Raw genomic sequence first — 25,592 nt, 5'->3', positions numbered from 1 at the left:
ACTACGTGCACGCATAAAACTGCTCCCCGGGAGTCGAAACTGAATTTCTCAGTCCAACTTCCGGGGAGCAGTTCACTTCCTTCAAGAAAGTGAGAGAGCGTTGCGGGAAAACCCACGTTAAGTGAGAGAGCGTCCGGGCTGGGCAGCCGGGAGGGTGGCGAGGCGGGTCGCCAGGTGCAGGGCCGCCAGTCGGCCTGTGCCGCGTGGGTCGCCGCCGCACAGGGAGAAGATCCGCTGCAGCCGCTGGTGCATGGACTGGCGCTCCAGATGGAGCTCCCGCGCCGCCTGCGCAGTATTGCACCCGGAATCCAGCCAAACCCGCAGCGTCTCCACCAGCTGGTAGTGCCGCTCGGCGTCGTGGGCAAGAACAGCGGCCAACTGCTGGCTGACGAAGTCGCGGCGCCGGGCCTCATCCATCGCCTGGACCGCCAGCCGTTCCACGGCGTATGCCTGCGCGTCCAGCACCTGCGCGGGTGCACTTGCCGAGGACCTGGACCGGCCGACGTCGGCAGCAAGTTCCAGCGTCAGCCGCGCCTCGGCGAGCGACCAGGGGGCGGCGGCAATCCCCGAAGCCACCGGACCTACTGCACTGACGGTCCCCTCCGGCACCTCCAGAGACTGCAGGCCGTCAAGAATCTTTTGCCGCTCATCCTGCACGTTCCCCGAGCGGAGGACACCGAGCGCCAGCAGTTCCGCGTTGTCCGCATAGCTGGCGCCGTGCTGCCCGTGCGGATCCAGAAGGTGCTCCACATTCCTTCGGAGCTGTTTGGAAGCCGGCGAGCGGACAACTACGGCCACCACGCAGGCAGAGACTGGAATGCCCGCCGCCGGACCAAGCTCCTGCAGCCGCCAGTTCTGCTTGCCGGAATCAATGGCCCGGATCAAGGCCGCCCCTGCCATCTCCTTCAGTCCGGGGGGCATGCGCTGCAACAGTGCCAGGGCAAGAATGTCCACGGACCGATTCCCGGCTATCCTCGCCAGGTTCACATCGGCGTCGCCACGGACATACAGCGTCAACCGGGCAGACGGGATCCCGCGCACAGGAACCTCGATGTGGATGGTCTTTCCGGCCTCCCCCGCGTCCTCCCCGACGACGGGAGGTTCCGAATTATCCATGTGTCCGTTCGGCTCGGCACTCGCCAGCGTCACTCCGGCCGTGGAGGTCAGCACCACCTCAGAGCCCGTAGCTGCTGCCAGCACCCCCAGGATCCGGTCAAGGCCGCTTCCGTGGGCAAGCTCCACCGCCATGGCATGGCTGGCCTGGTCCGCCTGCTGCAGCTGGGCGGCGGACTGGCTGACCAGCTGTGAGTTGATTGCCTCCATCACCGCGACGAAGGGCACCACACGGCGCAGCTCAATGAGCGGAAGGCCGGCCTCTTCAGCAGCGGCAATCATCGAGGACGGAATAGATGGCAGCACACTTCCGGTCTCGACGGCCAGCGCGGCCACCCCGCGCTCGGCAAGGTCGCGGATGTAGCCCGTCCGGCGCTCATCGGAAGCAGCCGCAAGGGCCTGGCCGCCCGTGAGCAGGAGTTCCCCGCCGCCAAGGAGGGAGGCGATGTCCAGGACCTCGCTTGAGTGGATCCACCGGAGCTGGGTCTGGGGAACCAGTCCCGCGCCGGCACGGACCACAGGATCGGCGGCAATAACGGTGGGATGCCGCAGGACATCTTCCAAGCGGACTGGCATGACACTCCGTCATGTAGAAGGGAAAAGTTCAAGACATATTGTAGATGGTGGATGTGGTGCCCGACACATAATCTTGAAGAACTCCCATCCCCCTCAACGAAGAGGCCCCCATGCAGCAACCATCCACCAGCCCAGGAATCGAGCAGTCCGCCCACGCGGAAGACGTCGAAGCCTGGCTCCAGCCCATTCCCGAGTCCCAGCGCACGCACAAGGTTTCAGGCCAGTTCTGGATCTGGGCCGGCGCAAACCTTGCACCGATCAACTGGGTACTGGGCGCCCTCGGCATCCACCTGGGGTTGGGTTTCGCGGACACCGTGACGGTCCTGGTGCTGGGCAACCTGATCGGCATGCTGCTCTTCGGCTGCTTCGTCCTGCTGGGCCAGAAGACGGGCGCCACCGGCATGGTGCTCGCCCGGGCGGCCTTCGGCCGGCGGGGCAACTACCTTCCCGCAGCCATCCAGGCCCTCCTGGTGATTGGCTGGTGCGCGGTCAACACCTGGATCATCCTGGACCTGGTCATGGCACTGTTCGGCACCCTCGGCTGGGTGGATCCAACCGCCCACAACTACGCCTGGAAGATCGGCGTGGCCACGGCCATCATGGCAGCGCAGGTGGCCATCGCCTGGTTCGGCTACAAAGCCATCGCCGCCTTCGAAAAGTGGACGGTCCCGCCCACCATCATCATCCTCGCCGTGATGTCCGCCGTGGCCTGGTTCGGCATGAAGATCGACTGGGGCTACGCCGGCCCCGCAGGCAACATCCTTGAAGGATCCGAGCGGATCGCCGCCATGAGTGCCGTGATGACCGCCATCGGCATCGGCTGGGGCATCACCTGGTTCACCTACGCGGCCGACTACTCCCGGTTCGTCAGCACCGAAGTCCCCAAGAAGAAGGTCTACCTGGCCTCCGTCCTGGGCCAGTTCATCCCCGTCGTCTGGCTTGGCGTACTCGGCGCAAGCCTGGCCACCAACAGCGGCGAAATCGATCCCGGCAAGCTCATCGTCCAGAACTTCGGCGTCCTCGCCCTGCCGGTTCTCCTCATGGTGCTCCATGGCCCCATCGCCACCAACATCCTGAACATCTACACCTTCTCCGTCGCCACGCAGGCACTGGACATCACCATCAGCCGCCGCAAGCTCAACCTGTTCGTCGGCGTCTTCTCGCTCGCCGCCGTCGTCTTCTTTATCTTCCAGGAGGACTTCGCTGCAGTGCTGGACGCCTGGCTCATCGGCCTGGTGGCCTGGGTGGCCGCCTGGGGCGGCGTGATGCTGGTGCACTACTTCTGGATCGACAAGCGCTGGCCCGGCAATCCGGAAAGGCTGTTCGACGGCGTCGGCACGCGCAGGCTCCCCGGCATCAATTGGGCGGGCGTCACCTCCCTCCTGGTGGGCATCTTCGCCACCTGGCTGTTTATGTACGGGCTCGTTCCCGCCATGCAGGGCCCCATCGCCGTGGCCCTGGGCGGCTGGGATCTGTCCTGGCTCGCCGGCGGCCTCGCCAGCGCCACCAGTTACGCCATCCTGGGCCCGAAGATGCACCGGAAATTCATCGACGCCCCGGCCCCTGCAGCCCAGGCGTCCGCCGAGCTGACCGGAGCCTCCGCCCCCGGTACGCCGGCAGCACTCTGACCTTCCCGCTCTCCCCTTTCCCGTAACGCTAGGACCACCATGACCCTTGAAGCATTCGCCGACTCCGCCCACCCCATCACCTGGCCCGAGGGCAAGCGCGCGGCAGCGTCCTTCACGTTCGACGTCGACGCCGAGTCGTGCACCATCGCCCACGATCCCAAGAGCACCCGCCGGATGTCACTGATGACGCACCAGTCCTACGGGCCCAAGGTGGCGGTTCCGCGGCTGCTGCAGATCCTCCAGCGCCAGGACATCCGCGCCACATTCTTTGTTCCCGGCTTTACGGCCGAGTGCTACCCGGACACCGTCCGGCGAATTGTGGACGCAGGGCACGAGGTGGCGCACCACGGCTACCTGCACGAGCCCATGCAGGGCATCGACGCCGACACGGAGGCCCGCTACCTCGACCGCGGGCTGGAGGCGCTGGCGAAGGCCGCCGGTGTGGAGCCGGTGGGGTACCGTGCGCCGTGGTGGGAGCTGAACTGGCACTCGGCCGGGCTGCTGGCGGACCGCGGTTTCCTCTACGATTCCAGCCTGCTCGACGGCGATGCCCCCTACCGCTTCAGCGTCGCCCCGGGCGACTCCCGGGACATCGTGGAGATTCCCGTGGACTGGACGCTGGATGACTGGGAGCAGTACGCGTTCTACCCCGGCGTGACCGGGAGCGGCGTGATCGAAAGCCCGGCGAAGGTCCTGGAAATGTGGACCCTTGAGGCGGAGGCGCACCACGCCCAGGGCAGCTGCTTCGTCCTCACCAACCACCCCTTCATCTCCGGCCGGCCCTCCAAGGCCGTGGCCCTGGAACGGCTCATCGGGCGGGTCAAGGGGATGGACGGCATGTGGGTGGCCACCATGGAGGAAATTGCCGAGCATACGCGCAGGACTGTCCAGGAGGTCCACACCCACGCGCGGATCGAGGTGCCGGCATTCCCCGATACGGGAGCCCGGTTCACCCCGGCGGCGGTTCAGCAGGAACGGCTCGCGGCTGCGGGCAGCTGAACCCTGCATTTCAACGGTGGAGTGGTACTGATGCCCTTGCGGTCGCGGTGCCGCTCCACCGTTTTTATGCTGCCGCTAGCCCCTTTGGCTGCTGCAGGCCTTCACGGCCGCACCGAAGTCCACCCTTGGGCGTGCAGCCTGCCGATTCCGTCCAGCAGCAGGTCCAGCGCGAACTCGAATTCGAACTGGTCATCGCACCCCTGCCCGACGACGCCGGCAGGATCGTGGGCGGAAGCGGTGGCGATGGTCAGGACGTTGGGATAGCGGGCGGCCATCTCCTGGAACATTGCTTGCCTGGCAGCATCGTCCCCGCCCACGGCGCCCGCAGCATTGTGGTTGGCCGGCTCGTCGAACAATTCCTGCGTGAAGCCCCACATCCGGCTGCCGATAGCGTGCATCACGTGATGCGTCAGATCCACCGAGAAACCGCCGTCGAGGAACATCCCGATGAAGGAGTCCATGTAGGCAAGGACACCAGGTGTTTTGTTGGTGCGCGTTTCAAGGACCTGCCGGGCCCACTGATGACGCTGAAGCACACTCCTGGCCGAAAGGATCCTGCCCCGGACAACATCCTTCCAACCCAGGCCCGTGGCGGGCGGATCGATCTCGGTGATGATCACATCGACCATGCCGTCGAGCAGCTCTTCCTTGTTCGCGACGTGCTTGTAGAGGGCCATCGGCACCACATCCAGCTCCTGCGCAAGCCTGCGCATGCTGAGCGGCCCGATGCCAATCCGGTCAGCGAGCGTGACGGCGGCCTGCAGCACCCGGTCGCGGTTGAGGCGCACGCGCGGGGCGGTGCCCTGACTGCTCATGCCATTGATCCTTCCACTCTCCTTGCACCCCTTGACCAGTGTACGGCGTACACCTATCTTTAGCTGTAGCAGGTGTACGCCGTACACCATTCCACCCAGGGCGACTTTTCCGGTCCGCCCCCGTGGACAAGCCGGTTGGCATCAGAGGAGCAGGACAATGCACACTACAGATCAAAGCTCCAAGACGGACGCACCGGCCGTCAGCCGCCCACGCCGGCGGGAGTGGCTTGTTCCAGCCGGCCTGATCTTCCTCAGCCTCATACCGGTGATTGCCGGCGCCGCCCGGCTTACCGAACTGACTGGCGGAGGGGCAGTGACGGAGCGCAACGCCAGGTTCTTCGACTCCCCGGTGCCGGTGGTGGTCCACATCGTCAGTGTCACCGTGTACTCCCTTCTCGGGGCATTCCAGTTCGTGCCGTCTCTTCGCGAGCGCAAGCGCAGATGGCACCGCATCGCCGGGCGAATCCTCTTGCCCGCGGGCCTGCTCGCAGCACTCTCCGGCCTCTGGATGACGGTTTTCTACACCCTGCCGCCAACCGACGGTCCACTGCTGCTTGTTGTTCGGCTCGTTTTCGGCGCCGCCATGGCCGTCAGCCTCGCCCTCGGGCTTCGCGCCGTGCTGCGCCGCGACTTCCGGCAGCACGGGGCCTGGATGACCCGCGCCTACGCCATTGGCCTTGGCGCCGGAACGCAGGCCCTGATCCTCATCGTGCCTGAACTCCTCTCCACCCCGCCGGGTACAACCATGAGGGCCCTGCTCATGGGTGCCGCTTGGGTCATCAACCTTGCCGTGGCGGAATACTGCATCCGCAGGCGCTTCCTTCTGCCGCGCCAAGCCTCCCCCGCCAACTAAGCCGCGATCCGCCGTCGTACACCCTTTGTTTGTGTCTTCCCGAGACGTTACGTAACGCCGGGCTACGTCCTGTTGAGCGTTCGCGACGCTTCGTGAACGCCCGCTACGGGATTGATTGTGGCGCCGGCGGGTGCTCCGTACTCTCATTTCAGCACCCGCCCCAGCAAAGGAATCCCCCATGTCAGACCCCTCGAACAAGAGCCCGGAGAGCCACGAAGGCTCCACCCGCATCGTGGCCGGTCAGTCGACCCGCCCCAAGCGTCCGCTTGGGCAGAAGATCGGCATCGCCGCCGTCCTCCTCGCCCTGGTGGGTGGCGGCGCGGCCGTCGCCGCCAGCGTGAACAACGGCAGCGGCGCTCCCGCCGCCGCCGAGGAAACCGCACCTTCCGGCAACCCCGCCGCCGAACTGAAGCTCGGCTACTTCGGCAACGTCACCCACGCCCCCGCCCTGGTGGGCGTCAGCCAGGGCTACATCGCCGACGAACTCGGCGACACCAAACTGACCACCCAGGTGTTCAACGCCGGTCCCGCCGCCATCGAAGCACTGAACGCCGGCGCCATCGACGCCACCTACATCGGGCCCAACCCGGCCATCAACTCGTTCGTCAAGAGCGGCGGGGAGTCGATCAACATCATCGCCGGCGCTGCGGCCGGCGGCGCCCAGCTGGTGGTCAAGCCGGAGATCAACTCGGCGGCAGACCTCAAGGGCAAGACCCTCGCTTCGCCGCAGCTCGGCGGCACGCAGGACGTGGCCCTCCGCGCCTGGCTTACCGCGCAGGGCTACAAGACCAATGTGGACGGCAGCGGCGACGTCGCCATCAACCCCACCGAAAACGCGCAGACCCTCAAGCTGTTCCAGGACGGTAAGCTCGACGGCGCGTGGCTGCCTGAGCCCTGGGCCTCCCGTCTGGTGCTCACCGCCGGAGCCAAGGTGCTGGTGGACGAAAAGGACCTGTGGGACGGCTCGCTGTCCGGCAAGCCGGGCGAGTTCCCCACCACCATCCTGATCGTGAACCAGAAGTTCGCCGCGGACCACCCGGACACCGTCAAGGCACTGCTGAAGGGCCACGTGAAGTCGGTTGAGTGGTTGAACAAGGCTGAAGCCGGCGAGAAGGCAACTGTCATCAATGCCGCACTGAAGGAAGCTGCCGGCGCCGAACTGAAGGCAGACGTGATCGACCGGTCGCTGAAGAACATCGTGTTCACCGTGGATCCGTTGGCCGGAACCTACCAGAAGCTCCTGGCGGACGGCGTGACTGCCGGCACCACCAAGCAGGCGGACATCAACGGCATCTTCGACCTTCGGCAGCTCAACAGCGTGTCCGGCGAGAAGACTTCGGCCGCAAAGCTCGGCAAGGAGTAACACCGGCGCCATCCGGGACGCTCTCTCACTTGATGCGCCATTTTGGCCAACGCTCGCTCACTTTCTTGGAGAAAGTGAGCGAGCGTTGGTCATTTAAGCGCATTAAGTGAGAGAGCGTCGCAGCCGGAAGGTATCAGCGGGACGGATAGTTGATATCGAAAAACTCGCCTTCCCCAAATATATGAAGTGCCTCACAGTAGTTACAGGACCTGCACCAAACCGACAGCAGCCAGTAACCAAAAGGACTTCAACGTGGAAACTCCCCTCTCCCATCTTGCCCACCTCGAGATCACCGCCCCGGACGTCGAAGCCTCGGCACGGTTCTACGAGGAAAAGTTCGGCATGCGCATCATCGACCGCGTGGACGGCAACGTCTACCTGCGCTGCTGGGGCGACTACTACCGCTACAGCCTGGTGATCACCGAAGGCCCTGAAGCGTCCCTGGGCCGGATGGCCTGGCGGACCAACTCCCAGGCAGCCCTCGAAGCCGCAGCCCAGCGCATCGAAGCGACCGGCGTGCAGGGCACCTGGACCGCCGGCGGTCACGGCTACGGCAAGGCCTACGAATTCACCGGCCCCTACGGCCACCACATGCGCCTCTTCTATGACGTGGAAAAGTTCGTGGCCGAGCCCGGCTTCGAGTCCACCTATCCGGACCGCCCGGAGCGCCGCAGCAGCCACGCCGCCGCCCCCCGCTTCCTTGACCACGTCACCGTTGCGTCCTCCGATGTCCGCGGCTTCGCCAAGTGGTACAACGAGGCCCTCGGTTTCCGCGTCATGGCGTTCGTGGACCTGGACGAAGCACCCATCACCGTGTTCTCCGTCCTGACCACCAACGAAAAGTCCCACGACCTCGGCGTTGTCCTGGACACCTCCAGCCGTGCCGGCCGCGTCAACCACATCGCCTTCTGGGTGGACGCCACCGAGGACCTGCTCCGCACCGCCGATGTCATGATGGAAAACGGCACCCCAATGGAATACGGCCCCTCCATCCACGGGGTGGGCGAGCAGAACTTCCTCTACTTCCGCGACCCCTCCGGCCTGCGCGTGGAGCTGAACTCCGGCGGCTACCGCAACTACGTCCCGGACTGGGACGCCAACACCTGGAAGCCCTCGCTCGGTTCCAACAACTTCTACAAGAACGGCGCCATGCCGCACTCCATGACCGAATCCTTCCCCCCGGCCGAAGGCTTCACGGCCACCGAGGAAGGCGCTTCGCCCGAGATGAAGGAAGCCCTCCTGAACCCGTACGCCAAGCAGGGCCGGGGCTAAGACACCATGGCTGAAACCTATGCACTCATCCGGTTCCAGGAGGCCGGCGACGCCAAGGCCCGCGCCGGCCTGCTGGTCCAGGACCGCGTCCTGCCGCTGGACGGGGACATCAACTCCCTGATCGAGCACTGGGACACCACCGAACCCCAGTTGGACAGCCTCGCCGCCTCCGCGGGCAAGGACACCGGCCTGGCCCTGGCCGACGTCGAAATCCTTGCTCCCGTGGAGCCCGCGCAGGTCCTGCAGACCGGCGCGAACTACCGCAAGCACGTCATCGACCTCGCCGCCGCCCACCGCGAACCGGGCCAGGACGAGGAGGAAGTGCGCGCCAAGACCGCCGCCATGATGGACAAGCGCGCGGGCCAGGGCACGCCGTACTTCTTCATCGGCCTCCCGACGGCGATCGCCTCTGCCACGGACGACCTCACCCTGCCGTCCTACTCCAAGTCGCACGACTGGGAGCTGGAACTGGCAGCGGTGATCGGCAAAACCGCATTCCGGGTCACCCCCGAGGAAGCCCTGGAATACGTGTTCGGCTACACCATGGTCAACGACATCACCACCCGCGAATACGTCTTCCGCAAGGACATGCCCGCCATCGGCTCGGACTGGTACCGCGCCAAAAACGCCCCCGGCTTCCTGCCCACCGGCCCGCTGCTGGTCCCGGCCAAGTTCTTCGGCGACCCCCAGGACGTCCAGGTGACGCTGAAGCTCAACGGCAAGGCCATGCAGGACGAGTCCACCTCAGACATGATCTTCGGGGTGGCCAAGCTGGTCAGCGAAGCTTCGCAGAACATGCCGCTGCGGCCGGGCGACCTGGTCCTGACCGGCAGCCCGGCCGGCAACGGCCAGCACTGGGGCCGCCTGCTCCAGGACGGGGACATTATGGAAGGCACCATCACGGGCCTGGGCACCCAGCTCATCCATTGCAAGGACGAAGCAGCAACCGAAAGCAGCAAGCCGTGACCACCCAGGACACAGCACGAACCGGCGCCGGGGAATCAACTGATTCCCCGGTTATCCGGCGTGAGGATCCGCTTGGCAGCATCCGCGCGATGGCCGCGGCGCACAACAACTGGGGCCGCTGGGGAGCCGACGACGTGCTGGGGACGCTGAACTTCATCGGCGCCGCCAAGCGCGTCGAGGCCGCGGCACTGGTGAAGACCGGCGAAGCGTTCTCGCTGTCCCAGCCGTTCGACACCAACGGCCCGCAAAAGGGCTGGCGCCGCCGCACCAACCCCGTCCACACCATGACGGACACCGGAGTGGACGCCGAGCGCGGCAACCAGGGCTTCCCGCACGGCTTCGGCGGAGCGGACGATGTCATCGCCATGCCGCTGCAGTGTTCCACCCAGTGGGACGGCCTGGGCCACATCTTCGACCAGGGCAAGGCATGGAACGGCCGCGCCGCCGGGGACGTGGTCACCTCCGAGGGCGACCTGGTAACCGGCATCGAGACCGCTGCGGCCAAGATCGTCACCCGGGGCGTGCTGCTCGACGTCGGCCGGGCGCTCGGTCCCGAACTGGGAAGGAACGACGGCGAACTGCCGGACGGATTCGCGATCACCCCGGAACACCTCCAGCGGACCATCGACCTGCAAGGCCCCAGCTCAACCGTGGGGCGGGGCGACATCGTGATAATCCGCACCGGCCAGTACACGAGGGTCCGCCGCGACGGCTGGGGCGACTACGCCGGCGGGTCGGCTCCGGGGCTGTCCTTTACTGCCGTGCCCTGGCTGCACCGCAGCGAAATCGCCGGAATCGCCACCGACACCTGGGGTTTCGAGGTCCGTCCGAACGAGTTCGACGCCGCCTTCCAGCCCCTGCACCAGATCGCGATCCCCAACCTTGGCCTGTTCCTGGGCGAGATGTGGGACCCGGACGGACTGGCCGAGGCGTGCGCGGCGGACGGCAGGTACGACTTCCTGCTCACCGCAGCCCCGCTCCCGATCACGGGGGCCGTCGGATCGCCGGTCAACCCGATCGCCGTCCGGTAGCTTCAGTTAAAACAGCAACAACCACCAGCAGTATCGCCGTCAATACAAAGGAGTCAGCGATGGCAGCAGTACAGAACGTCGGAATCGTTGGGGCGGGAGCCGCTGGGCTGGCCGCAGCCATCCTCCTGGCCGACGCCGGAATCCGGGTCGAAATCCTCGAAAAGGCGGACGCCCCGCAGACCCTCGGGTCCGGCATCACCCTGCAGGGCAACGCCCTGCGGGTGCTCCGCCAGCTCGGCGTCTGGGACCAGGTGGAGGCAAAGGGCTACGGGTTCAGCACCCTGGGCCTGCGCGCCTCGGACCCTGCCGGCACCGTCATCGCGGTCCTCGAGGACATCCGTACCGGCGGCGAGGACCTTCCCGCAACCATGGGTATGTACCGCCCGGACCTCACCGCCATCCTCCGCGATCGCGCCGAGCAGGCCGGTGCCCGGATCAGCTACGGCAGGACCGTCACCGGAATAACGGACGACGGCGGATCCGTCACCGTAAGCACCGCCGACGGCGGCAGCGCCACTTACGACCTCCTGATCGGTGCCGACGGCCTGCACTCAGCCGTGCGCAAGGCCATCGGCATCGAGGTGGAACCCCAGCCCACCGGTATGGGCATCTGGCGCGCCTTCGTGGAGCGGCCCGACGAGGTGGTCCGCACCGACCTGACCTACGGCGGCCCCTGCTTCGTCGCCGGCTACTGCCCCACCGGCCCGGACACCATCTACGCCTACTTGGTGGAGAAGGCCCAGGAGCGCAAGCACGAGGACGGGCCCCGCATCATGGCCGAACTCGCCGCAGCCTACGGCGGCCCGTGGAAGGAAATCCGCGCCAACCTGGACCACAGCGCGCGCATCAACTACACGTGGTTCACCACGCACCTGGTGGACGGCCCATGGAACCGCGGCAGGACCGTGATCATCGGCGACGCCGCCCACAGCTGCCCGCCCACGGTGGCGCAGGGTGCAGCCATGGCACTGGAGGATGCGGCTGTGCTGGCCGAGCTGCTGATCCAGGCTGACGACCTCACCGAAACGCTGTGGAAGGAATTCACCGACCGCCGGCTGGACCGGGCCAAGGCAGTGGTCAACGCCTCCGTCCAGCTGGGCCAGTGGATGCTCGACGGCGTCCGCGACGCCAACGTGCCCGGCCTGATGAACTCGCTGTCCACCATGCTGAAGGAACCCGCATGAGCACCGAACCTGTTCAAGCGCCCACCGTGGATGTCCACGCCCACATCCTGCTTCCGGCCCTGCAGCAGCTCGTGGCCGAGGCGGATCCCGAGGGCTTCGGCGCCCAGCAGGCCCTGGAGGTGCGGCGCAACGGGCCGGAGTCCATGGCCGCGTCGGGCCGGATGATCAAGGAGCGCTGGCCGCAGCTGACGGACCTGGACCGCCGGCTCGCTGACATGGACGCACAGGGCGTGGACGTGCAGCTGGTCTCGCCGTCGCCGTCGCACTTCTATTACTTTGCCGGCGGGGAACTGGCCCTCAAACTGGCCAAGGCCGCCAACCAGGCGGTGCGGGAGTTCGTGGACCGCGCGCCGGACCGGCTCAACGGCCTCGGCCTGGTCCCGCTCCAGCACCCTGCCCTGATGGTGGAAGCACTGGAGCATGCCGTGCTCGAATGCGGGCTGCTGGGTGTGGAGATCGGCTCGTTCGCCGCCACCCCAACCGACCCGGAGCGCAGCACCGTGGAACTGTCCGATCCCCGGCTTGAGCCGTTCTGGGGCCGGGCCGAGGAACTGGGCGCCCTGGTGTTCCTGCACCCGTTCGGCTGCTCGCTGGATGAGCGGCTGGACCGCTTCTACCTGGCCAACACCGTGTCCCAGCCCGCCGAAAATGCGGTGGCCCTGTCCCACTTGATCTTCAGCAGCGTCCTGGACCGGCACCCGGAACTCAAGGTTGTGGCAGCGCACGGCGGCGGCTACCTTCCCACCACCCTGGGCCGCTCCGACCACGCGTGGAAGGTCCGGCCCGAGGCACACGGCTGCGCCCAGCCGCCGTCGTCCTACCTGAAGAAGCTGTACTTCGACTCGCTCGTCCACAGCCCCGCTGAACTGCGGGCTCTCGTGGCCGCCGCCGGCCCGGAGCAGGTGCTGCTCGGCTCGGACTACCCGTTCGACATGGGATCGGACCTTCCCGTGGACGAGGTGCAGGCCGCCAGACTGCCAGCCGACGACGAAACCCGGGTTTTGGGCGGCAACGCCCGCACGCTGGGCATCACCGCGGCGGCCACACTCGCCGCCCGACGCAACGCTTAAGGAACACGCACATGGTCAAGATTGCCCGTTGGAATCACGACGGCGGGACGCAGTCCGGCTTCATTGATGACGGCGCCTGCTACGCCCTGCCTCCAGGCCAGTCCGTCCAGACGCTGCTCGACGCCGGACTCGAGGAATCGCTGGATGTTGCCCGCCGCGTCATTGGTTCCGCTGCTGCCGTTCAGCTGGCGGATGTCCGCCTGCTCGCCCCGCTGGTGCCCGCCACTATCCGGGACTTTGTGGCATTTGAGGAACACGTGGAAGGAGTCCGCAAAAGCATCGACGGTGTGGCCGGCGTAGTGCCCGAATGGTACGAGGCGCCCACCTTCTACTTCACCAACCCGCACACGGTGACCGGCACCGGCGAGGTGATCGGCATCCCGGCGGGGTGCACCGACCTGGACTTTGAAACGGAAGTCGCTGCCGTCGTCGGACGCGTTCCCGGAAGCGACGGCCGTAACCTGATCGCGGCCGAGGCACACCGGCACATCTTCGGCTACACCATCCTGAACGACTGGTCCGCGCGGGACCTGCAGCGCCGGGAAATGAAAGTCAGCCTGGGGCCGTGCAAGGGCAAAGACTTTTCCAACACCCTGGGGCCCTGGATCGTCACCGCGGACGAGTTCGAAGACCGGCACGACGCCGAGGGGTTCCTGCCAATCTCCATGTCCGTGGAAGTCAACGGGGAAACCATCGGCCAGGACCTGCTCTCCAACATGGGCTGGCCCTTCGCCGAACTGGTGGCCTACGCCTCGCAGGACTCCGTGGTTCGGCCCGGCGACGTCCTGGGTTCGGGCACATGCGGCAGCGGCTGCCTTGCCGAGCTTTGGGGCCGGAACGGCGCCCAAACTCCCCCGCCGCTGAAGACGGGCGACGTGGTCCGGATGACCGTGGAAGGGATCGGAACCATCGAGAACACCGTGGGCGCCCGGCGCGAGGCCGTGACCCGGGTTCCCGCCCGGACCCGTCCGCGCAACCGCGTTGCCGCTGCGGCTCCTTCCGGAATCTAGGGTGCTTTCCCTTCAGCTCGAGGACCGGACGGTGGTGGTCACCGGCGCAGGCCAGGGCCAGGGAGCTGCCGAGGCACGCCTGCTGGCGGAGGCCGGGGCGCGGGTCATCGCAACCGACCTTGCAGTGGATATGCCGGCCGGACTGGCCGGTTTGTCTTCAGCTTCGGCTGGCGCCCTGGTGTACCGGCAACTGGACGTGGGCGACGCCTCCGGCTGGTCCGGACTCGCTGCCTGGATCCGGTCGCAAGGCTGGCAGGTGGACGGGCTGGTCAACAATGCCGGCATCACCCAAAGAAGCCGGCTGCTGGAGGCATCAGTTGCCGACCTTCAGAAGGTCTACGAGGTCAACGTTGCCGGCAGCCTGTTGGGAATCCAGTCGCTCGCACCCTTGATGGGCAGCGGCGCTTCCGTCGTCAATGTCGGCTCTGTTGCAGGCCTGACGGCGCACTATCCGGTGGCCTACACCGCGAGCAAGTGGGCGCTGCGCGGGTTGTCCCAGGTGGCAGCCATGGAACTTGGCCCGCGCGGGATCCGGGTCAACACCGTCCATCCGGGCTTCATCGAAACACCCATGACGGCGAGCGCCAAGCCGGAGTTCCGGCAGGCCACCCTGGCCGAAACCCCACTGGGACGCACTGGAACTGTGGAGGAGGTGGCCGCCGTCGTGCTTTTCCTGCTCAGCCCGCTGTCTTCCTTTGTGACGGGCGCCGAGATCCCGGTAGACGGCGGCCAGGCATCCCACGGCGGAGCCAAGTCGGTCTCCGACGCCCTGCGGTAACCAAACAATTAGCCCGGCAGCACGGCCGACCAGCCGCCGTCGACCATCAAGTTGGCGCCGGTGACATATGAGGCCTCGTCAGATGCCAGGAACAGGGCGCACTTTGCCACTTCTTCGGGCGCCCCGATCCGGCCCAGCGGAATGCTGCCGGCGATGGTCCGCATCGGATGGTCGGGAGCGAGGAGGTTGCCCTCGGTGGCCGCGGTACGTATCATCCCCGGGCTGACCGCGTTAACCCGCAGTCCGTGCGGTGCACCTTCGGCGGCCAGCTGTTTGGTCATGGCCACCACCGCCCCCTTGGTGGCGGTGTGGGCCAGCCGGCAGTTGGTCATCGAGCCGGTCACCCCCGCCGTGGACCCCACCAGGACAATTGCACTGTTTACGGCCTGGATCAGCTGCGGCCAGAAGTACTTGACCGGCAGGAACACCACGTCCATCTCGTGTTCAATGTTCCACTTCCAGTCATCGAAAGTGAGTTCCTCCACCGGGGCGAAGCGCGTGACTGCGGCATTGGCGTACAGGATGTGGACCTGGCCGTACTCGGCGGCGACCTCTGCAGCCCAGGCCGCCACAGTTGTATTATCCGTGAGATCAACCCGGCTGCTGCTCATCCGGCCCCCCGCGTCGGTGACCGCCGCAACCGTGGCCGCGGCGCCGTCGTCGTCCATGTCGCAGCCCACCACGAAGGCCCCTTCCGCGGCGAAGGCGAGCGCGGCCGCCCTGCCCTGGCCGCTGGCCGTTCCGGTGATGACGGCGGTCTTGCCGGCCAGGCGCTGGCTGGAAGCGGGCATGGGAGATCCTTCCGAAAACGTGTTTCCTCGACTTTCGCAGGGATGGGCGGGAAGGGGAACGGCGTCCTGGGTCTAGGTGGTATCCGCCGCGCGGATAGTCCCGCAGATAGTCAGGGCCACGGGCTCAGGCGTCTTCCGCGGCAGTGCCGGCGGCCGGGGCCGCAGCGTCTGCGGCGAGGGCTTTGCGCCGGCGGGAAACCTGGATGGCGATGGCGGTGGGGATCGCGGCCAAAGCGGTGATCCGCATCCAGGGCCGGTCCAGCACATGGCCGGTGAGCGCATCCAGGGAGAAGGGCCCGGAACCGCCAATAGTGAAGGCCGCTGCTGCCAGGCCCAGCACCGCGGGATACTCGAGACCGCCCTCCTGGGCGAAGAAGCCGTTCGGGGCGTGGACGCTGGCTGCGACGCCCATGGTGGTTGCGGCAGCGGCACCGGCGGCAGGGGTGGCCAGTCCGAGGGCCAGGGCCAGCCCGGCTCCTGCTTCACCTACGCCCGCCAGGACGGCGCTTGTTTTAGCGGGGCGAAACCCCATGGCGTGCATGCCCTTACTGGTGCCTTCGACGCCTCCCCCGCCGAACCAGCCGAAGAGTTTTTGGGATCCGTGAGCCACGAGCACTCCTCCCAGTGCCACCCGGAACAGGGTCTGCGCGGCGGCCGCCGCCTCAGGGCTGGTGGTTACATTGCTCATAACAGTCCTCCTTGGGTTGAGTCGCGGCACGGCTCGTTTCAGCACGAGTCTACGGCTGCGCAACCTCCCGTCACAGGGGAGAAAACAAGCCTGGCTTAGGTGGCGTCCACCGCGTGGATTGTCACGGGGTGGGCGCTGACGGGGAAGAGCTCATGAAGCCGGGCGCAGGAGCGCTGGACCACTGACCGCAGCCACACGCTCGCCGGGTCCTCCGCCTGGGACGGGTGCCAGTACATCGCCTCCACCAGTGACGCTTCGGTTCCGCCGGAGAACTCCAGCACCGCGATGTCCGCGCCGCGCTGTGCCCGTCCGGCCAGCATCCGCGGGACGAGTGCCACAAGGTCCGTGCCTTCGACCAGGAGCGGCAGGGAGAGGAAGCCTGCCACCACGGCAGCCACCCGGCGCTGGATGCCGCGGGACTCAAACAGCTTGTCCGCCGGGGTGCTGATGCCCTCGCCGAAATAGCCGACGGCGTGCGGCACCGCGGTCAGGTCCTCAAGGGTCAGGCGGGGCTGCTGGAGCAGGGGGTTGCCGGCGTCGGCCACGGCCACAAAGCTGTCACGGAAGAGCTGCTTGCTGGCTCCCTGCATCTGGTACCCCGTGGGTCCCACCAGCAGGTCGATCTTGGAGTAGTCGGCCATCTGCCCCTGGATCCCGGAGCCTGCGGTGGGGACGAAGTCCACGGACACGCCCGGCGCTTCTTCCCGCAGGATCCCGCGCAGCGGTCCCACGATGAGCGCGGCAGCGTAGTCCGAGGCGGCGATGATGAACTCCCGCTCGCTCGTGGAGGCGTCGAACCCGGACCGCACGCGCGTGGCCCGCTGGATGTGAAGCATGGCTTCATCAACCAGCGGGACCAACGACTGGGCAAAGGGCGTGAGGTCATAGGTGCGGCCGTTGCGGACCAGCAGCTCGTCGTCGAAATGGCGCCGGAGCCTGGCCATCGCCGCGCTGGTGGCCGGCTGGCTGAGCTGGAGCCGCTCCGCCGCCCTGGAGATGTTGCGCAGTTCCAGGAGTACCTGAAGTTGGGGCAGCAGGTTCAGGTCCAGGTTCTTCATACCCACAGGTTATCCGTGCCCGGAGTTCCGCCCTTCCAGGGGCTGGCTAATGGCTGACTGCCACCGTGCGCGGTCCCCGGACCAGGACGGCGAGGAGGGCCACGGCGCACGCGATGCCCAAGGCGCCCAGGGCAAACCCGAGGCTCCCGAGCCCCGCCGCGGCCGCGCCGAGGACGATGGGTGTCAGGAACTGGCCGATGAACAAGGTTCCGGTCCAGATGCCGGTGCCGCGGCCGCGCTGCTGGTATTCGAGGCCGTTGACGGCCCAGGTCAGGAGGGTGGGCAGCAGGACACCGGTTCCCGCGCTGGCAATAACAGCACCGGCAATCGCCAGCGGAACATTCCCTGCGACGGAAACGAGTGAGAGTCCGACGGCGGCCAGCCCGAAGGCGAGCGCCAACAGGTTCTTCGTGCCCAGCTTCGCCAGGAACCGGAAGGAGATGGCGCCAGCTGCCGTGGCCAGGGATGCGATGGCTGCGGCGAGGCCGATGAGTGCCGCGTCGGCAACGCCGAGGCCGGTGATGACATACGGCAGGTGGACGATGAGGGCGTAGAACACGATGCCCCCGAACAGCGTGACTGCGGCCGGGGCGCCGATCTGCCGCCACGGCACCGGGGTGCGCACCGCCGTCGTGCGCTGGCTCCGCGCCGGCTCCCACAGCTTAAAGATCATAGGGATGACGATCACGGCGCTGGCCGCGTAGAGCCAGAACGGCGTCCGCCAGCTGATGCTGCCCAGGGCACCTCCGAGGGCAAAGAATGCGGTGGCGGCGAGGGCGCTGACCATGGTTTGCAGGCCCAGGTACTTGTTCCGCTGTTCGCCCTGGTAATAGTCCGTGAGGAGCGTGGTGCAGCACGTCATAATGGCGGCTTCCGCTATCCCGACGCCGACACGGGACACGGCGATGGACTCCAGGCTGGTGAGCCACAGCGGCGCCGTCCCGAAGGCGGCGTAGGCCAGCATGGCGAAGACCAGGAGCTGCTTCCGGCCCACCCTGTCCGCAACAAAGCCGGCCAGTGGCGAGAAGAGGGCCACGAACAGCGCCGGCAGTGTCAGGGTGAGCGGTACCAGGATGGCCACGCCGGGTGTGCCCGCAAACACCTGGCTTAACGTCGGCAGGATGGGCGCGAGCAGAACGGCGCCCAGCACCGGCATGCAGCTGCCGGCAACAAGCAGGGCAGCCTGGAACCGCCCGGCCCGGCGCGTCTCCGCCAGGCCGGGGGTCCCATTCCGGGCGGTACCCGCGAGCTGAATATTCTCCATTGAATCTTCCTTAGCCTCTTGATGGTCACGGAGGGAACGGGACCGCTGGGGCACCGAAAAGTGACTTCCCTCACTGTGGCAATACCTGGGCTATCGCGGAATCATGGATTTGGGATAGCTGGTATCCACGGGACGGATGGACGCCATGCACACCCCGAGGGCAGCGGGCCGGGAGCGTGTCAGGAACCCAGCTCCTCAGCCACCTTCCGTGCACCCCGGACAGCGATGGCAACGCTCATCAGGGTGGGGTTCATCGCCGTCGCCGTCGGAATGAGCGCATTGCCGCCCACCACCAGGTTCTCGTAACCCCACACCTTGGACCACGGATCCGCCACCGAGGTGCCGTCGTCGTTCGCGCCCATCCGCATGGTGCCCTGGTAGTGCAGGCTGGAGCCGTTGGGCATCAGCCTGGGCTCGGCAACAAAGACGCCAAGGGCCTTGCCGGCGCGGCGCAGCCGTTCCGTGGCCTCGGCGATCTCCGTTTCCTCCCGCTCGGTGAGCGCATAGTCGATGGTCATGTTCGGGAAGCCGCGGTAGTCCGGCTCGTTGTCGTCAAAGGTGACGGCGTCCTCGTAGCGCGGGTGCTTTCGCAGGCCGTAGCCCATGTTGACGTATCCCCAGCGGTTCTCGGAGTACGGGGTGCCCGGCTCCATGGGGAACGGCGTGGTTTCGGTGTACATCACCTGGACCGAGAAAGGGTGCTCGGGCTCGGAGAACGGGATGCGGTTCACCGCCGCCACCGGGTCGGCGGAATTCAGCGCCCGCCGGGCCAGCTCAGCCTTGAGGTCCTCGTCCGCGGCGAAGCGGCGCATCTTTTCGGCGTCGAGCGCCACCGTGGAAATGACCACGGGATGCTCGGTCAGGTAGTGGCCCAGCGCCTGCGGCCGGACACCCGAGGCCCACAAAAGCTGCGGGGAACGGAAGGCATCGGCGGCCACCACCACGATGTCGGCTGCCACAAAGGAGGTCTCCCCCGAGCGCAGGTCCTCCACCGTGACGCCGGTGACGCGCTGCCCGTCCAGCTCCACCCGGCGGACCAGGGTGAGGTCGCGGAGTTCGAACTGCTTCGAGAGCGGGCTGTCCTTGTCGATCAGCGGTCCGAGGACGACGTCGGCACCCGCCCAGCGCACGGACCCGTCCGGCTGCGGGTCCCCGGCCACCGGAAGGGTGCCAACCCCGTAGCCGTCCGGCAGTTCCGCGCCGAACTCTTCGTCAAGGAGGGACCGGATGGCTTCGCCCACCTTGGAGTCCGCGAACGCGGCGCTGTGGACGTGCAGCAGCTGCTTGGCGTCCTCAATCAGGCCGTCCCACTCGTCGTCGGCGATGAAGGGGATCTTCTCGCTGAAGGCGGGCGACGGCGTCGCGCAGGTCCAGTGGGCGCCTTGGCCGCCCACGTTGGTGGCCGCAGCCGCGGCCGGGAAGGAGGGTGCGTGGGCGGAGCCCGCGCCGCCGAAGTCCAGGAGGTGGGTGCCCTGCCGGGCGGTGAACATGCCCTCGGTGACAGTGCCTGCCGGGATGCCCAGCGATTCCCGGTAGGCGCCGGCCTGCGGCCCCTGGGACATTTCCCGGGCACGCGCCTTCTCGGCAGGATCGGGGATGTTGCGGACGCTCTCGCCGGGGACGCCGGTGAGCTGCGGTCCGGCTTCGAACATCACCACGTGCGCGTTCGGGACCTGCTCCAGGAGCACCCGTGCGTAGGTGGAACCGATGGGTCCGCTGCCGACGATGGCAATGGTGGGGTTGGACATGATGTCTCCTTTGAAATCAGGCCGAGAGGGATTCTGAGGTGGTGGTGGAAGCGGCAACGGGTTCGTCGGAGAGGCGGCCGTGCGGGAGCAGGACAGCCGCGACGATTCCCAGCGCGTAGGTTGCCGCCAGGGCGATGAAGATAGGGGTGAAAACTGAGCTGTAGATCTGCGCCACCGTAGCCTGGACTTCCGGCGCAGCCCCGTGGACCAGCTGCGGGGTGAGAGTGGAAGCGTCAAGGCCGGCCGGCAGAAGCGCGGCCACGCCGAAGCCAATCACTCCGCCGATGACCGCCGTCGCCACCGTGGACCCCACCTGCCGCACCAGGTTGATGGTGGCCGTGATGGTGCCGGTCTGGCTGGCAGGGGCGGCACCCTGGACTACCGCCACGATCAGGCTCATAAACGCTCCCGTGCCCATTCCCACCACGGCCATCACCATCATGGGGACCCACAGCGGAAGGCCCGCGGGCAGCATGGCCATCACCAAAAGCCCGGCGGCTCCCATCATGGTTCCCACAATCGGGAAAATCCGGTACTGCCCCGTCCGGCTGGCCAGCCAACCGGTCAGCAGGTTGCTGACCAGCATGCCGAACACCGTGGCGATCGGGACGAGCCCGGACACGGTGGCAGTGGTCTGGTAGGCCATCTGGAAGTACGTGGGCAGGTAGGCGGTGATGGAGAAGAGGCCGACGCCGATAATCGCCGAGAGTGCCGTGCCCGCAGCGATGGTCCGGTTGGCGAAGAAGTGGAGCGGCACGATGGGTTCGGGCGCTCGCCGCTCGATGAAAAAGAAGGCAGCAAAGCCGGCGATGCTTACCGCGAGCGCGGCGGCCGTGGCGAGACCTGCACTGCGTTCGGCGGCCCAGGTAACGGCGAGCACCAGCGCCACGAGGGCGGTGGTGAAGACCGCGGCCCCCGCAACGTCAAAGTGGCGGGGCATGGGGCCGGGCTCCAGGTGGGGAACGGCGACGAGCGCCAGGCCCAAGGCCGCGGCCCCCACCGGGATGTTGATCCAGAAGACCCACTGCCATCCCCAGAAGTCGGTGATGGCACCCCCAAGGACGGGGCCAATAAGGATGGCGATGGGGAAGGCGGCGCCGATGATGGCCATGTAGCGGGGCCGTTCCCGCTGGGTGGTGACGCGGGCAATGATGGTCTGGGACATCAGCTGCAGGCCCGCGGAGCTCATCCCCTGCAGGACCCGCGCGGCAATGAGCCAGGCCATGTCCGTGGCGAAACCGCAGGCCAGTGAGGCGGCCAGGAACATCACCAGCGAGAAGAGAAAGATGCGGCGGGCGCCCAGCACGTCACCGAGCTTGCCGAGTACCGGCAGCAGCACGGTGCTGGCGAGGGTGTAGCCCACCACCACCCAGCTCATGAGCGTCAGCGCGCCCAGTTCACCGGAAATGGTGGCCAGGGAAGTGGACACAACGGTGTGGTCCAGGGCCCCGAGGAAGGAGACCGAGAGCAGGGCGACAACAAGGAGACGGAGTCTTAAAGGCGAAAGTGGCATAGTGATCTACCCGAACGATCGGGCCGTCGGCGCGACGTGGTGTGCCTCCGGCGCACCATCACACCGGAGAACGGGTCCGGAAGGAACCCCGGCGCCGTTATTCATAATACTGCACTTTAGTCAGAAAACAACATAAGAATGTGTGGATCAGACATGAAGGTCGCTCGCGCTGACTAGGCATCGAGCAGGGCCCTGGTCAGCGCCATGTCCTGCAGCAGCTCCTCCAAGTCGGCTGCCGGCCCTTCTGCCAGGCAGGCATCGATCGCCCGGCGGAGGGCAAGGCGCGCTGGGGACTCATAGCGCTCCGGAGCGCGCAGGGTCCCTTCCTCGGTGACGGTTTCCACCCGGGCAAACCCGGCCGGCTGGTCGACGGTCACTTCCGTCCGCACCTCGCCGAGGGCCAGCACCTGGAGCAGGCCTCCGGCATGGAGACCACCGATGGCGGTTGCCGAAAGGGTGGCAGGAACAGTCCCGCACTGCGAGTCGCCTGCGTCCAGTAGTGCGATCCTGCTGTGCACTGTGGCAATGCTTGACTGAAGTGCCACCGCTCCGCCGGCGAGGGACCGCATCCAGCCGACGCCGTCGCAGATGAGCGCACCAAGCCCCGCAGCCGGGGCGGCACACTCCACGCTGATGATCCGGGCGGGACTGCCGCGTCTCGCCGCAACCGCGGCGGCTGCAAGGTCGGGGCGGACGCGGGGGCGTTCTACGATTACCGGGATATCCCCGGGCCACTGCTCCGACTCAACGGCTCCCCGCGGAAGAACAGCAGGATCCGCCAGCACCACAGCCGCCGCTCCGCCGGCGCGGGCGGCCAGCATCCCCTGCCACCAGTCGCCGGTTCCCGGCACCACCGCAACCGCTCCCCGAGCGTTTTCTGCGAGGGCAGTACTCACTGGAAGCTCGGCGACGGCCGCCAAATAGGCGGGCAAATCGGTGAAAACGCTGAACGTCCGGCCTTGGCTCATTGCGGCGCTCCTTCGAGAACTTTCGCCGCAGCGGCGTCGGCAAGATCGATAGCGTACTGGGCATCAGCCAACAGTTCGTCATACTCCATAGGTGCATCCCCCTCAAGGAGGGCAGCCAGCAGGCGCCACTCGGCCACATAGCCGTCGTCGGCATCCCGCGGATACTCCGTCCACAATCCGTCAACGCTCCGCACCCGGGTGGCGGCGCTTCCGGCATGGACGAAGGCAGGCGGGAAATTGACCTCAATGCGGTCATGGGAAGTAGCGATACTCATCCGCCACAGGGCCTCCGGCCCTTCCGGAAGCATGGTGAGCGCCAACTGGACCAGGACTTCCCCGGCCCGGTACCCCACCAGGTAACCGATCGGGGAAACGACCCTCGCATAGACCACTTCGTCAATACCCGGCGCGATGTCCCGCACCGCAGGAAGGTCATGGATCGCGAGGCCGGTCAACAACTGCCGGAGAATGCCTGCCGCCACGGCACGGTTGCCAAGGTCGGGGCGTCCCCGCCCGGCAGCCTGGAAAGGACCGCCCTCGCCAACCAGCCGGTGGTACCTGTCGTTCGGCGGAAGCGCCAGCGTCACCGCGACGGCCTGCACCCTGCCCTCCAGGGCCACGAGGTGGTGCTTGGCGCGCCCCCACGCGGCGTCGAACAGATGGTTCGTCCCTACCAGCAGGGTGGCGCCTGCCGCCCTGCACGCCGAGACAACGCGGTCAGCATCCTCCCTCCTGGTGGCCAGCGGCTTCTCACAGAAAATGGCGCGTTTGCCCGCGGCGAGGGCCGCCAGGATCTGGCGGGAGTGCTCACCGGGCGGGCTGCAGATGGCCACCAGGTCCACAGCGGGGTCCGCCAGCAGGTCCACCTCACCCTCCGACCAGCGGGCATCATGCCGTTCAGCCAGGCCCCGGGCGCGCCCGCTTCCCGCATCGGCAACGTGCACCACCGTGAACAGGTCGGCGAGCCGCCCCAGCACCGGCAGGTGAAGCGCTGCAACACCGGGCCCGGCGCCAATAATCCCCACGTTCCAAGGCATCGTCGCCCTCCTTCTTCTGTCAACATTATTCATAAGTTCGGGAACATCTGGCTATAGTCACCGCAAACCGCGCGTTAGTGGGCCTTGATGTGTGAGAATTGGAAACTATGACGACAGAGTCCACCCTCCGCTTCGGAGCCCAGACCGATGAAGTGACGAGCCTCCTGAGGATTGTTAACCTCGTGCGGACGGGCGAGGCAACCACCCGCCCCGAAATCGGCAAGGTCACAGGCCTGGGCAGGGGCGTTGTCAGCCAGCGTGTGGACCAGGCCATCCAGTTCGGCTTCCTTGGCGAGGGGGAATTCGGCGCCTCCTCCGGCGGCCGTGCGCCCCGGACCCTGCGCTTTCGCGCCGAGCAGGGGCGGATCATCATCTGCGCCCTCGGAGCGGCCCACATCAGGGTAGGTTTGACGGCGCTCGACGGCGACGTCCTGGAGCACACTCACCGGACCTGGGATATCTCCCGGGGTCCTGAGAAGACCATTGAGGCAGTTATGGCCCTCGTGGACGACGTGCTGAAAAAGGACTCCAACGTGCCCGTCTGGGCTGTGGTGGTGGGCCTTCCCGGTCCGGTCGACTTTGCCTCCGGGCAGCCCGTGTCACCTCCCATCATGCCCGGGTGGAACGGCTTCGACGTCCGGACCCCTTTCGAGGAGCGCTTCAACGCGCCGGTCTGGGTGGATAACGACGTCAACCTGCTGGCCCTCGGCGAACGTGCGCGCCGCCGCGATTCCCTGGCGGACCTCATCTACTGCAAGATCGGCTCCGGAATCGGTGCAGGGTTGCTGTCCCAGGGCAGGATCCACCGCGGTGCCAACGGAGCCGCCGGGGACATCGGCCATGTCCGGGTCCTGGACTCCACCGCTCAGTGCCGCTGCGGAAAGATCGGTTGCCTGGAAGCCGTAGCCAGCGGCTGGGCCCTGGTCAGGGATGCGGAACAAGCCATCAAGGAGGGCGCCAACAGCTCCATGGCTGCGGTAGTGAAAAAGAGGGCACTGACTCTTGAGGAGATCACCCTGGCGGTCCGGTCCGGCGATCCCCTGGCCATCACCTTGATTCAAAAGTCGGCGCGCGTAGCGGGCGAGACCATTTCCGCCCTGGTGAACATGTTCAACCCCAGCGTCATCGTGATCGGCGGCGCTATGGGGTCGGCCGGCGAGGTATTCCTGGCGGAAGTGCGGCAGCGCGTCTACGAACTGTCCCTGCCGCTTGCCACCCGCGATCTGACGATCACCCTCTCCGTGGCAGACGAGCGCGAACCCCTCCGCGGCGGCGCTGAACTGGCGCGCGAGCAGCTCTTCGACGTCACCTTCCCGCGCTGGTTTGCTGACGGCCGCCCCTCACCGGAACGGGTCGCAGTTCCCGCCTAAGATCAGCACGCGGCGCGCCGGCTCAGGCGACGTCCAGGGAGGCACTGGGGGCCGGTTTTCCGTCCAGTTCCAGCCGCGCCTCCAGATGGAACGGCAGGACCAGCGGCGAGCCGGGCCGCGCCTGCAGGTACGGCACCATCAGCTGGAAGTCGACGGCGACGGCGTGCGTCCCGCGTGACAGCCCGCGCCTGCCTGCCAGGACGAGCCTGTCCTGTACAAACCACCAGCCCTGCTCTTCCTGCAGGGCGCCCGGGGACACGCGCCGCAGCCCCAGCATCACTGCCACTTCCCCTGGCGCCAGCGGAACGCCGTCCACCTCCACCGTGAGGCCGGTGATGCTCGAGAGCGGCATCGAGCGGATCCACGGCAGGCCGATGCGGAGTTCAAAACCTTCGGCAGTGGCGGTCAGCGCATCCTCGCGCACAGCGGTTCCCAACATGGCTTCCATCCTTTATCCTGAATCTGACATAAGTTTGTCATTAACAAGCATAAAGGGG

23 protein-coding genes are annotated in these 25,592 nt (G+C 66.9%); 12 read left to right on the top strand and 11 right to left on the bottom strand.

The features are described from left to right. Positions 1-117: 117 nt before the first annotated feature. Positions 118-1,689: a PucR family transcriptional regulator gene (locus AC3A4Z_RS19065; RefSeq protein WP_498713356.1), complete on the bottom strand. Its 1,572-nt coding sequence runs from the start codon at positions 1,687-1,689 to the stop codon at positions 118-120. A 110-nt stretch (positions 1,690-1,799) separates the two neighbouring features. Between AC3A4Z_RS19065 and AC3A4Z_RS19060 the strand changes: the two genes are divergently transcribed. Then, entirely contained in the window at positions 1,800-3,317 is a 1,518-nt protein-coding gene (locus AC3A4Z_RS19060; protein WP_498713354.1) for a purine-cytosine permease family protein, read from the top strand. Positions 3,318-3,356: 39 nt separating this feature from the next. After that, on the top strand, positions 3,357-4,316 hold the full coding sequence (locus tag AC3A4Z_RS19055; RefSeq protein WP_498713352.1) for a polysaccharide deacetylase family protein: 960 nt from the start codon (positions 3,357-3,359) through the stop codon (positions 4,314-4,316). A 101-nt stretch (positions 4,317-4,417) separates the two neighbouring features. Here the strand turns inward: AC3A4Z_RS19055 and AC3A4Z_RS19050 are convergent, their stop codons facing one another. Beyond that, entirely contained in the window at positions 4,418-5,131 is a 714-nt protein-coding gene (locus AC3A4Z_RS19050; protein ID WP_493971076.1) for a TetR/AcrR family transcriptional regulator C-terminal domain-containing protein, read from the bottom strand. Positions 5,132-5,288: 157 nt separating this feature from the next. Here AC3A4Z_RS19050 and AC3A4Z_RS19045 point away from each other — a divergent pair, with 157 nt between their 5' ends. The 9 genes from AC3A4Z_RS19045 to AC3A4Z_RS19005 all read left to right on the top strand — a co-directional run bounded on the left by AC3A4Z_RS19045 (position 5,289) and on the right by AC3A4Z_RS19005 (position 14,658). Then, positions 5,289-5,984, top strand: coding sequence for a DUF2306 domain-containing protein (locus AC3A4Z_RS19045; RefSeq protein ID WP_498713350.1), 696 nt, complete (start codon positions 5,289-5,291; stop codon positions 5,982-5,984). Between the two features lie 178 nt (positions 5,985-6,162). Further along, positions 6,163-7,347, top strand: coding sequence for an ABC transporter substrate-binding protein (locus AC3A4Z_RS19040; RefSeq protein WP_498713348.1), 1,185 nt, complete (start codon positions 6,163-6,165; stop codon positions 7,345-7,347). A gap of 252 nt (positions 7,348-7,599) precedes the next feature. Next, positions 7,600-8,619, top strand: coding sequence for a VOC family protein (locus tag AC3A4Z_RS19035; RefSeq protein WP_498713346.1), 1,020 nt, complete (start codon positions 7,600-7,602; stop codon positions 8,617-8,619). 6 nt (positions 8,620-8,625) lie between these two features. After that, positions 8,626-9,585 carry a fumarylacetoacetate hydrolase family protein gene (locus AC3A4Z_RS19030; RefSeq protein ID WP_498713344.1) on the top strand — a complete coding sequence of 320 codons (960 nt, stop codon included), beginning with the start codon at positions 8,626-8,628 and terminating at the stop codon, positions 9,583-9,585. Then, positions 9,582-10,616, top strand: a complete 1,035-nt coding sequence (locus tag AC3A4Z_RS19025) for a cyclase family protein (protein ID WP_498713342.1) — start codon at positions 9,582-9,584, stop codon at positions 10,614-10,616. The genes AC3A4Z_RS19030 and AC3A4Z_RS19025 overlap by 4 nt, the downstream gene beginning before the upstream one ends. Positions 10,617-10,675: 59 nt before the next feature. Further along, positions 10,676-11,800, top strand: a complete 1,125-nt coding sequence (locus AC3A4Z_RS19020; RefSeq protein ID WP_498713340.1) for an FAD-dependent monooxygenase — start codon at positions 10,676-10,678, stop codon at positions 11,798-11,800. Then, positions 11,797-12,870, top strand: a complete 1,074-nt coding sequence (locus AC3A4Z_RS19015; RefSeq protein WP_498713338.1) for an amidohydrolase family protein — start codon at positions 11,797-11,799, stop codon at positions 12,868-12,870. The genes AC3A4Z_RS19020 and AC3A4Z_RS19015 overlap by 4 nt, the downstream gene beginning before the upstream one ends. 11 nt (positions 12,871-12,881) lie before the next feature. Further along, complete coding sequence (locus AC3A4Z_RS19010) at positions 12,882-13,880, top strand: fumarylacetoacetate hydrolase family protein (RefSeq protein ID WP_498713336.1); 999 nt, start codon at positions 12,882-12,884, stop codon at positions 13,878-13,880. A gap of 1 nt (position 13,881) precedes the next feature. Continuing rightward, entirely contained in the window at positions 13,882-14,658 is a 777-nt protein-coding gene (locus AC3A4Z_RS19005) for an SDR family NAD(P)-dependent oxidoreductase (protein WP_498713334.1), read from the top strand. Positions 14,659-14,666: 8 nt separating this feature from the next. On the opposite strand, the gene AC3A4Z_RS19000 is transcribed toward AC3A4Z_RS19005, so the two are convergent. The 8 genes from AC3A4Z_RS19000 to AC3A4Z_RS18965 all read right to left on the bottom strand — a co-directional run bounded on the left by AC3A4Z_RS19000 (position 14,667) and on the right by AC3A4Z_RS18965 (position 23,725). Then, positions 14,667-15,449: an SDR family NAD(P)-dependent oxidoreductase gene (locus tag AC3A4Z_RS19000; protein WP_498713332.1), complete on the bottom strand. Its 783-nt coding sequence runs from the start codon at positions 15,447-15,449 to the stop codon at positions 14,667-14,669. Positions 15,450-15,573: 124 nt separating this feature from the next. Beyond that, positions 15,574-16,137: a DoxX family protein gene (locus AC3A4Z_RS18995; protein ID WP_142062252.1), complete on the bottom strand. Its 564-nt coding sequence runs from the start codon at positions 16,135-16,137 to the stop codon at positions 15,574-15,576. A gap of 95 nt (positions 16,138-16,232) precedes the next feature. Then, positions 16,233-17,195 (bottom strand): LysR family transcriptional regulator, encoded by a 963-nt coding sequence (locus AC3A4Z_RS18990; protein ID WP_498713330.1) that lies wholly within the window; start codon positions 17,193-17,195, stop codon positions 16,233-16,235. 46 nt (positions 17,196-17,241) lie between these two features. Continuing rightward, entirely contained in the window at positions 17,242-18,459 is a 1,218-nt protein-coding gene (locus AC3A4Z_RS18985; RefSeq protein ID WP_498713328.1) for an MFS transporter, read from the bottom strand. A 179-nt stretch (positions 18,460-18,638) separates the two neighbouring features. Next, the gene (locus tag AC3A4Z_RS18980; RefSeq protein ID WP_498713326.1) at positions 18,639-20,207 is read right to left on the bottom strand and encodes a GMC oxidoreductase; all 1,569 of its coding nucleotides are present in this window, start codon (positions 20,205-20,207) and stop codon (positions 18,639-18,641) included. 16 nt (positions 20,208-20,223) lie between these two features. After that, positions 20,224-21,720, bottom strand: coding sequence for an MFS transporter (locus AC3A4Z_RS18975; RefSeq protein ID WP_498713325.1), 1,497 nt, complete (start codon positions 21,718-21,720; stop codon positions 20,224-20,226). A 173-nt stretch (positions 21,721-21,893) separates the two neighbouring features. Beyond that, complete coding sequence (locus AC3A4Z_RS18970; RefSeq protein WP_498713323.1) at positions 21,894-22,688, bottom strand: hypothetical protein; 795 nt, start codon at positions 22,686-22,688, stop codon at positions 21,894-21,896. Beyond that, complete coding sequence (locus AC3A4Z_RS18965; protein WP_498713321.1) at positions 22,685-23,725, bottom strand: Gfo/Idh/MocA family protein; 1,041 nt, start codon at positions 23,723-23,725, stop codon at positions 22,685-22,687. Before AC3A4Z_RS18965 ends, AC3A4Z_RS18970 begins: the two co-directional genes overlap by 4 nt. A gap of 107 nt (positions 23,726-23,832) precedes the next feature. Between AC3A4Z_RS18965 and AC3A4Z_RS18960 the strand changes: the two genes are divergently transcribed. Beyond that, the gene (locus tag AC3A4Z_RS18960; RefSeq protein ID WP_493971057.1) at positions 23,833-25,095 is read left to right on the top strand and encodes an ROK family protein; all 1,263 of its coding nucleotides are present in this window, start codon (positions 23,833-23,835) and stop codon (positions 25,093-25,095) included. A 22-nt stretch (positions 25,096-25,117) separates the two neighbouring features. Here the strand turns inward: AC3A4Z_RS18960 and AC3A4Z_RS18955 are convergent, their stop codons facing one another. Then, a complete protein-coding gene (locus AC3A4Z_RS18955; protein WP_498713318.1) occupies positions 25,118-25,534 on the bottom strand; it encodes a C-glycoside deglycosidase beta subunit domain-containing protein in 417 nt (138 codons plus the stop codon). Positions 25,535-25,592 lie beyond the last annotated feature (58 nt).

The sequence above is a fragment of the Arthrobacter sp. Soil_C_49 genome (assembly GCF_057656635.1).
The sequence above is the reverse complement of the archived record's forward strand: the minus strand, read 5'-3'. Positions and strand labels throughout refer to the sequence as shown.

What these genes read in the sequence shown, in the direction of transcription:
- AC3A4Z_RS19065 (WP_498713356.1), bottom strand. Translation starts at nt 1,689, where the DNA reads ATGCCAGTCCGCTTGGAAGATGTCCTGCGGCATCCCACCGTTATTGCC.
- AC3A4Z_RS19060 (WP_498713354.1), top strand. Translation starts at nt 1,800, where the DNA reads ATGCAGCAACCATCCACCAGCCCAGGAATCGAGCAGTCCGCCCACGCG.
- AC3A4Z_RS19055 (WP_498713352.1), top strand. Translation starts at nt 3,357, where the DNA reads ATGACCCTTGAAGCATTCGCCGACTCCGCCCACCCCATCACCTGGCCC.
- AC3A4Z_RS19050 (WP_493971076.1), bottom strand. Translation starts at nt 5,131, where the DNA reads ATGAGCAGTCAGGGCACCGCCCCGCGCGTGCGCCTCAACCGCGACCGG.
- AC3A4Z_RS19045 (WP_498713350.1), top strand. Translation starts at nt 5,289, where the DNA reads ATGCACACTACAGATCAAAGCTCCAAGACGGACGCACCGGCCGTCAGC.
- AC3A4Z_RS19040 (WP_498713348.1), top strand. Translation starts at nt 6,163, where the DNA reads ATGTCAGACCCCTCGAACAAGAGCCCGGAGAGCCACGAAGGCTCCACC.
- AC3A4Z_RS19030 (WP_498713344.1), top strand. Translation starts at nt 8,626, where the DNA reads ATGGCTGAAACCTATGCACTCATCCGGTTCCAGGAGGCCGGCGACGCC.
- AC3A4Z_RS19020 (WP_498713340.1), top strand. Translation starts at nt 10,676, where the DNA reads ATGGCAGCAGTACAGAACGTCGGAATCGTTGGGGCGGGAGCCGCTGGG.
- AC3A4Z_RS19015 (WP_498713338.1), top strand. Translation starts at nt 11,797, where the DNA reads ATGAGCACCGAACCTGTTCAAGCGCCCACCGTGGATGTCCACGCCCAC.
- AC3A4Z_RS19010 (WP_498713336.1), top strand. Translation starts at nt 12,882, where the DNA reads ATGGTCAAGATTGCCCGTTGGAATCACGACGGCGGGACGCAGTCCGGC.
- AC3A4Z_RS19000 (WP_498713332.1), bottom strand. Translation starts at nt 15,449, where the DNA reads ATGCCCGCTTCCAGCCAGCGCCTGGCCGGCAAGACCGCCGTCATCACC.
- AC3A4Z_RS18995 (WP_142062252.1), bottom strand. Translation starts at nt 16,137, where the DNA reads ATGAGCAATGTAACCACCAGCCCTGAGGCGGCGGCCGCCGCGCAGACC.
- AC3A4Z_RS18990 (WP_498713330.1), bottom strand. Translation starts at nt 17,195, where the DNA reads ATGAAGAACCTGGACCTGAACCTGCTGCCCCAACTTCAGGTACTCCTG.
- AC3A4Z_RS18985 (WP_498713328.1), bottom strand. Translation starts at nt 18,459, where the DNA reads ATGGAGAATATTCAGCTCGCGGGTACCGCCCGGAATGGGACCCCCGGC.
- AC3A4Z_RS18980 (WP_498713326.1), bottom strand. Translation starts at nt 20,207, where the DNA reads ATGTCCAACCCCACCATTGCCATCGTCGGCAGCGGACCCATCGGTTCC.
- AC3A4Z_RS18975 (WP_498713325.1), bottom strand. Translation starts at nt 21,720, where the DNA reads ATGCCACTTTCGCCTTTAAGACTCCGTCTCCTTGTTGTCGCCCTGCTC.
- AC3A4Z_RS18970 (WP_498713323.1), bottom strand. Translation starts at nt 22,688, where the DNA reads ATGAGCCAAGGCCGGACGTTCAGCGTTTTCACCGATTTGCCCGCCTAT.
- AC3A4Z_RS18965 (WP_498713321.1), bottom strand. Translation starts at nt 23,725, where the DNA reads ATGCCTTGGAACGTGGGGATTATTGGCGCCGGGCCCGGTGTTGCAGCG.
- AC3A4Z_RS18960 (WP_493971057.1), top strand. Translation starts at nt 23,833, where the DNA reads ATGACGACAGAGTCCACCCTCCGCTTCGGAGCCCAGACCGATGAAGTG.
- AC3A4Z_RS18955 (WP_498713318.1), bottom strand. Translation starts at nt 25,534, where the DNA reads ATGTTGGGAACCGCTGTGCGCGAGGATGCGCTGACCGCCACTGCCGAA.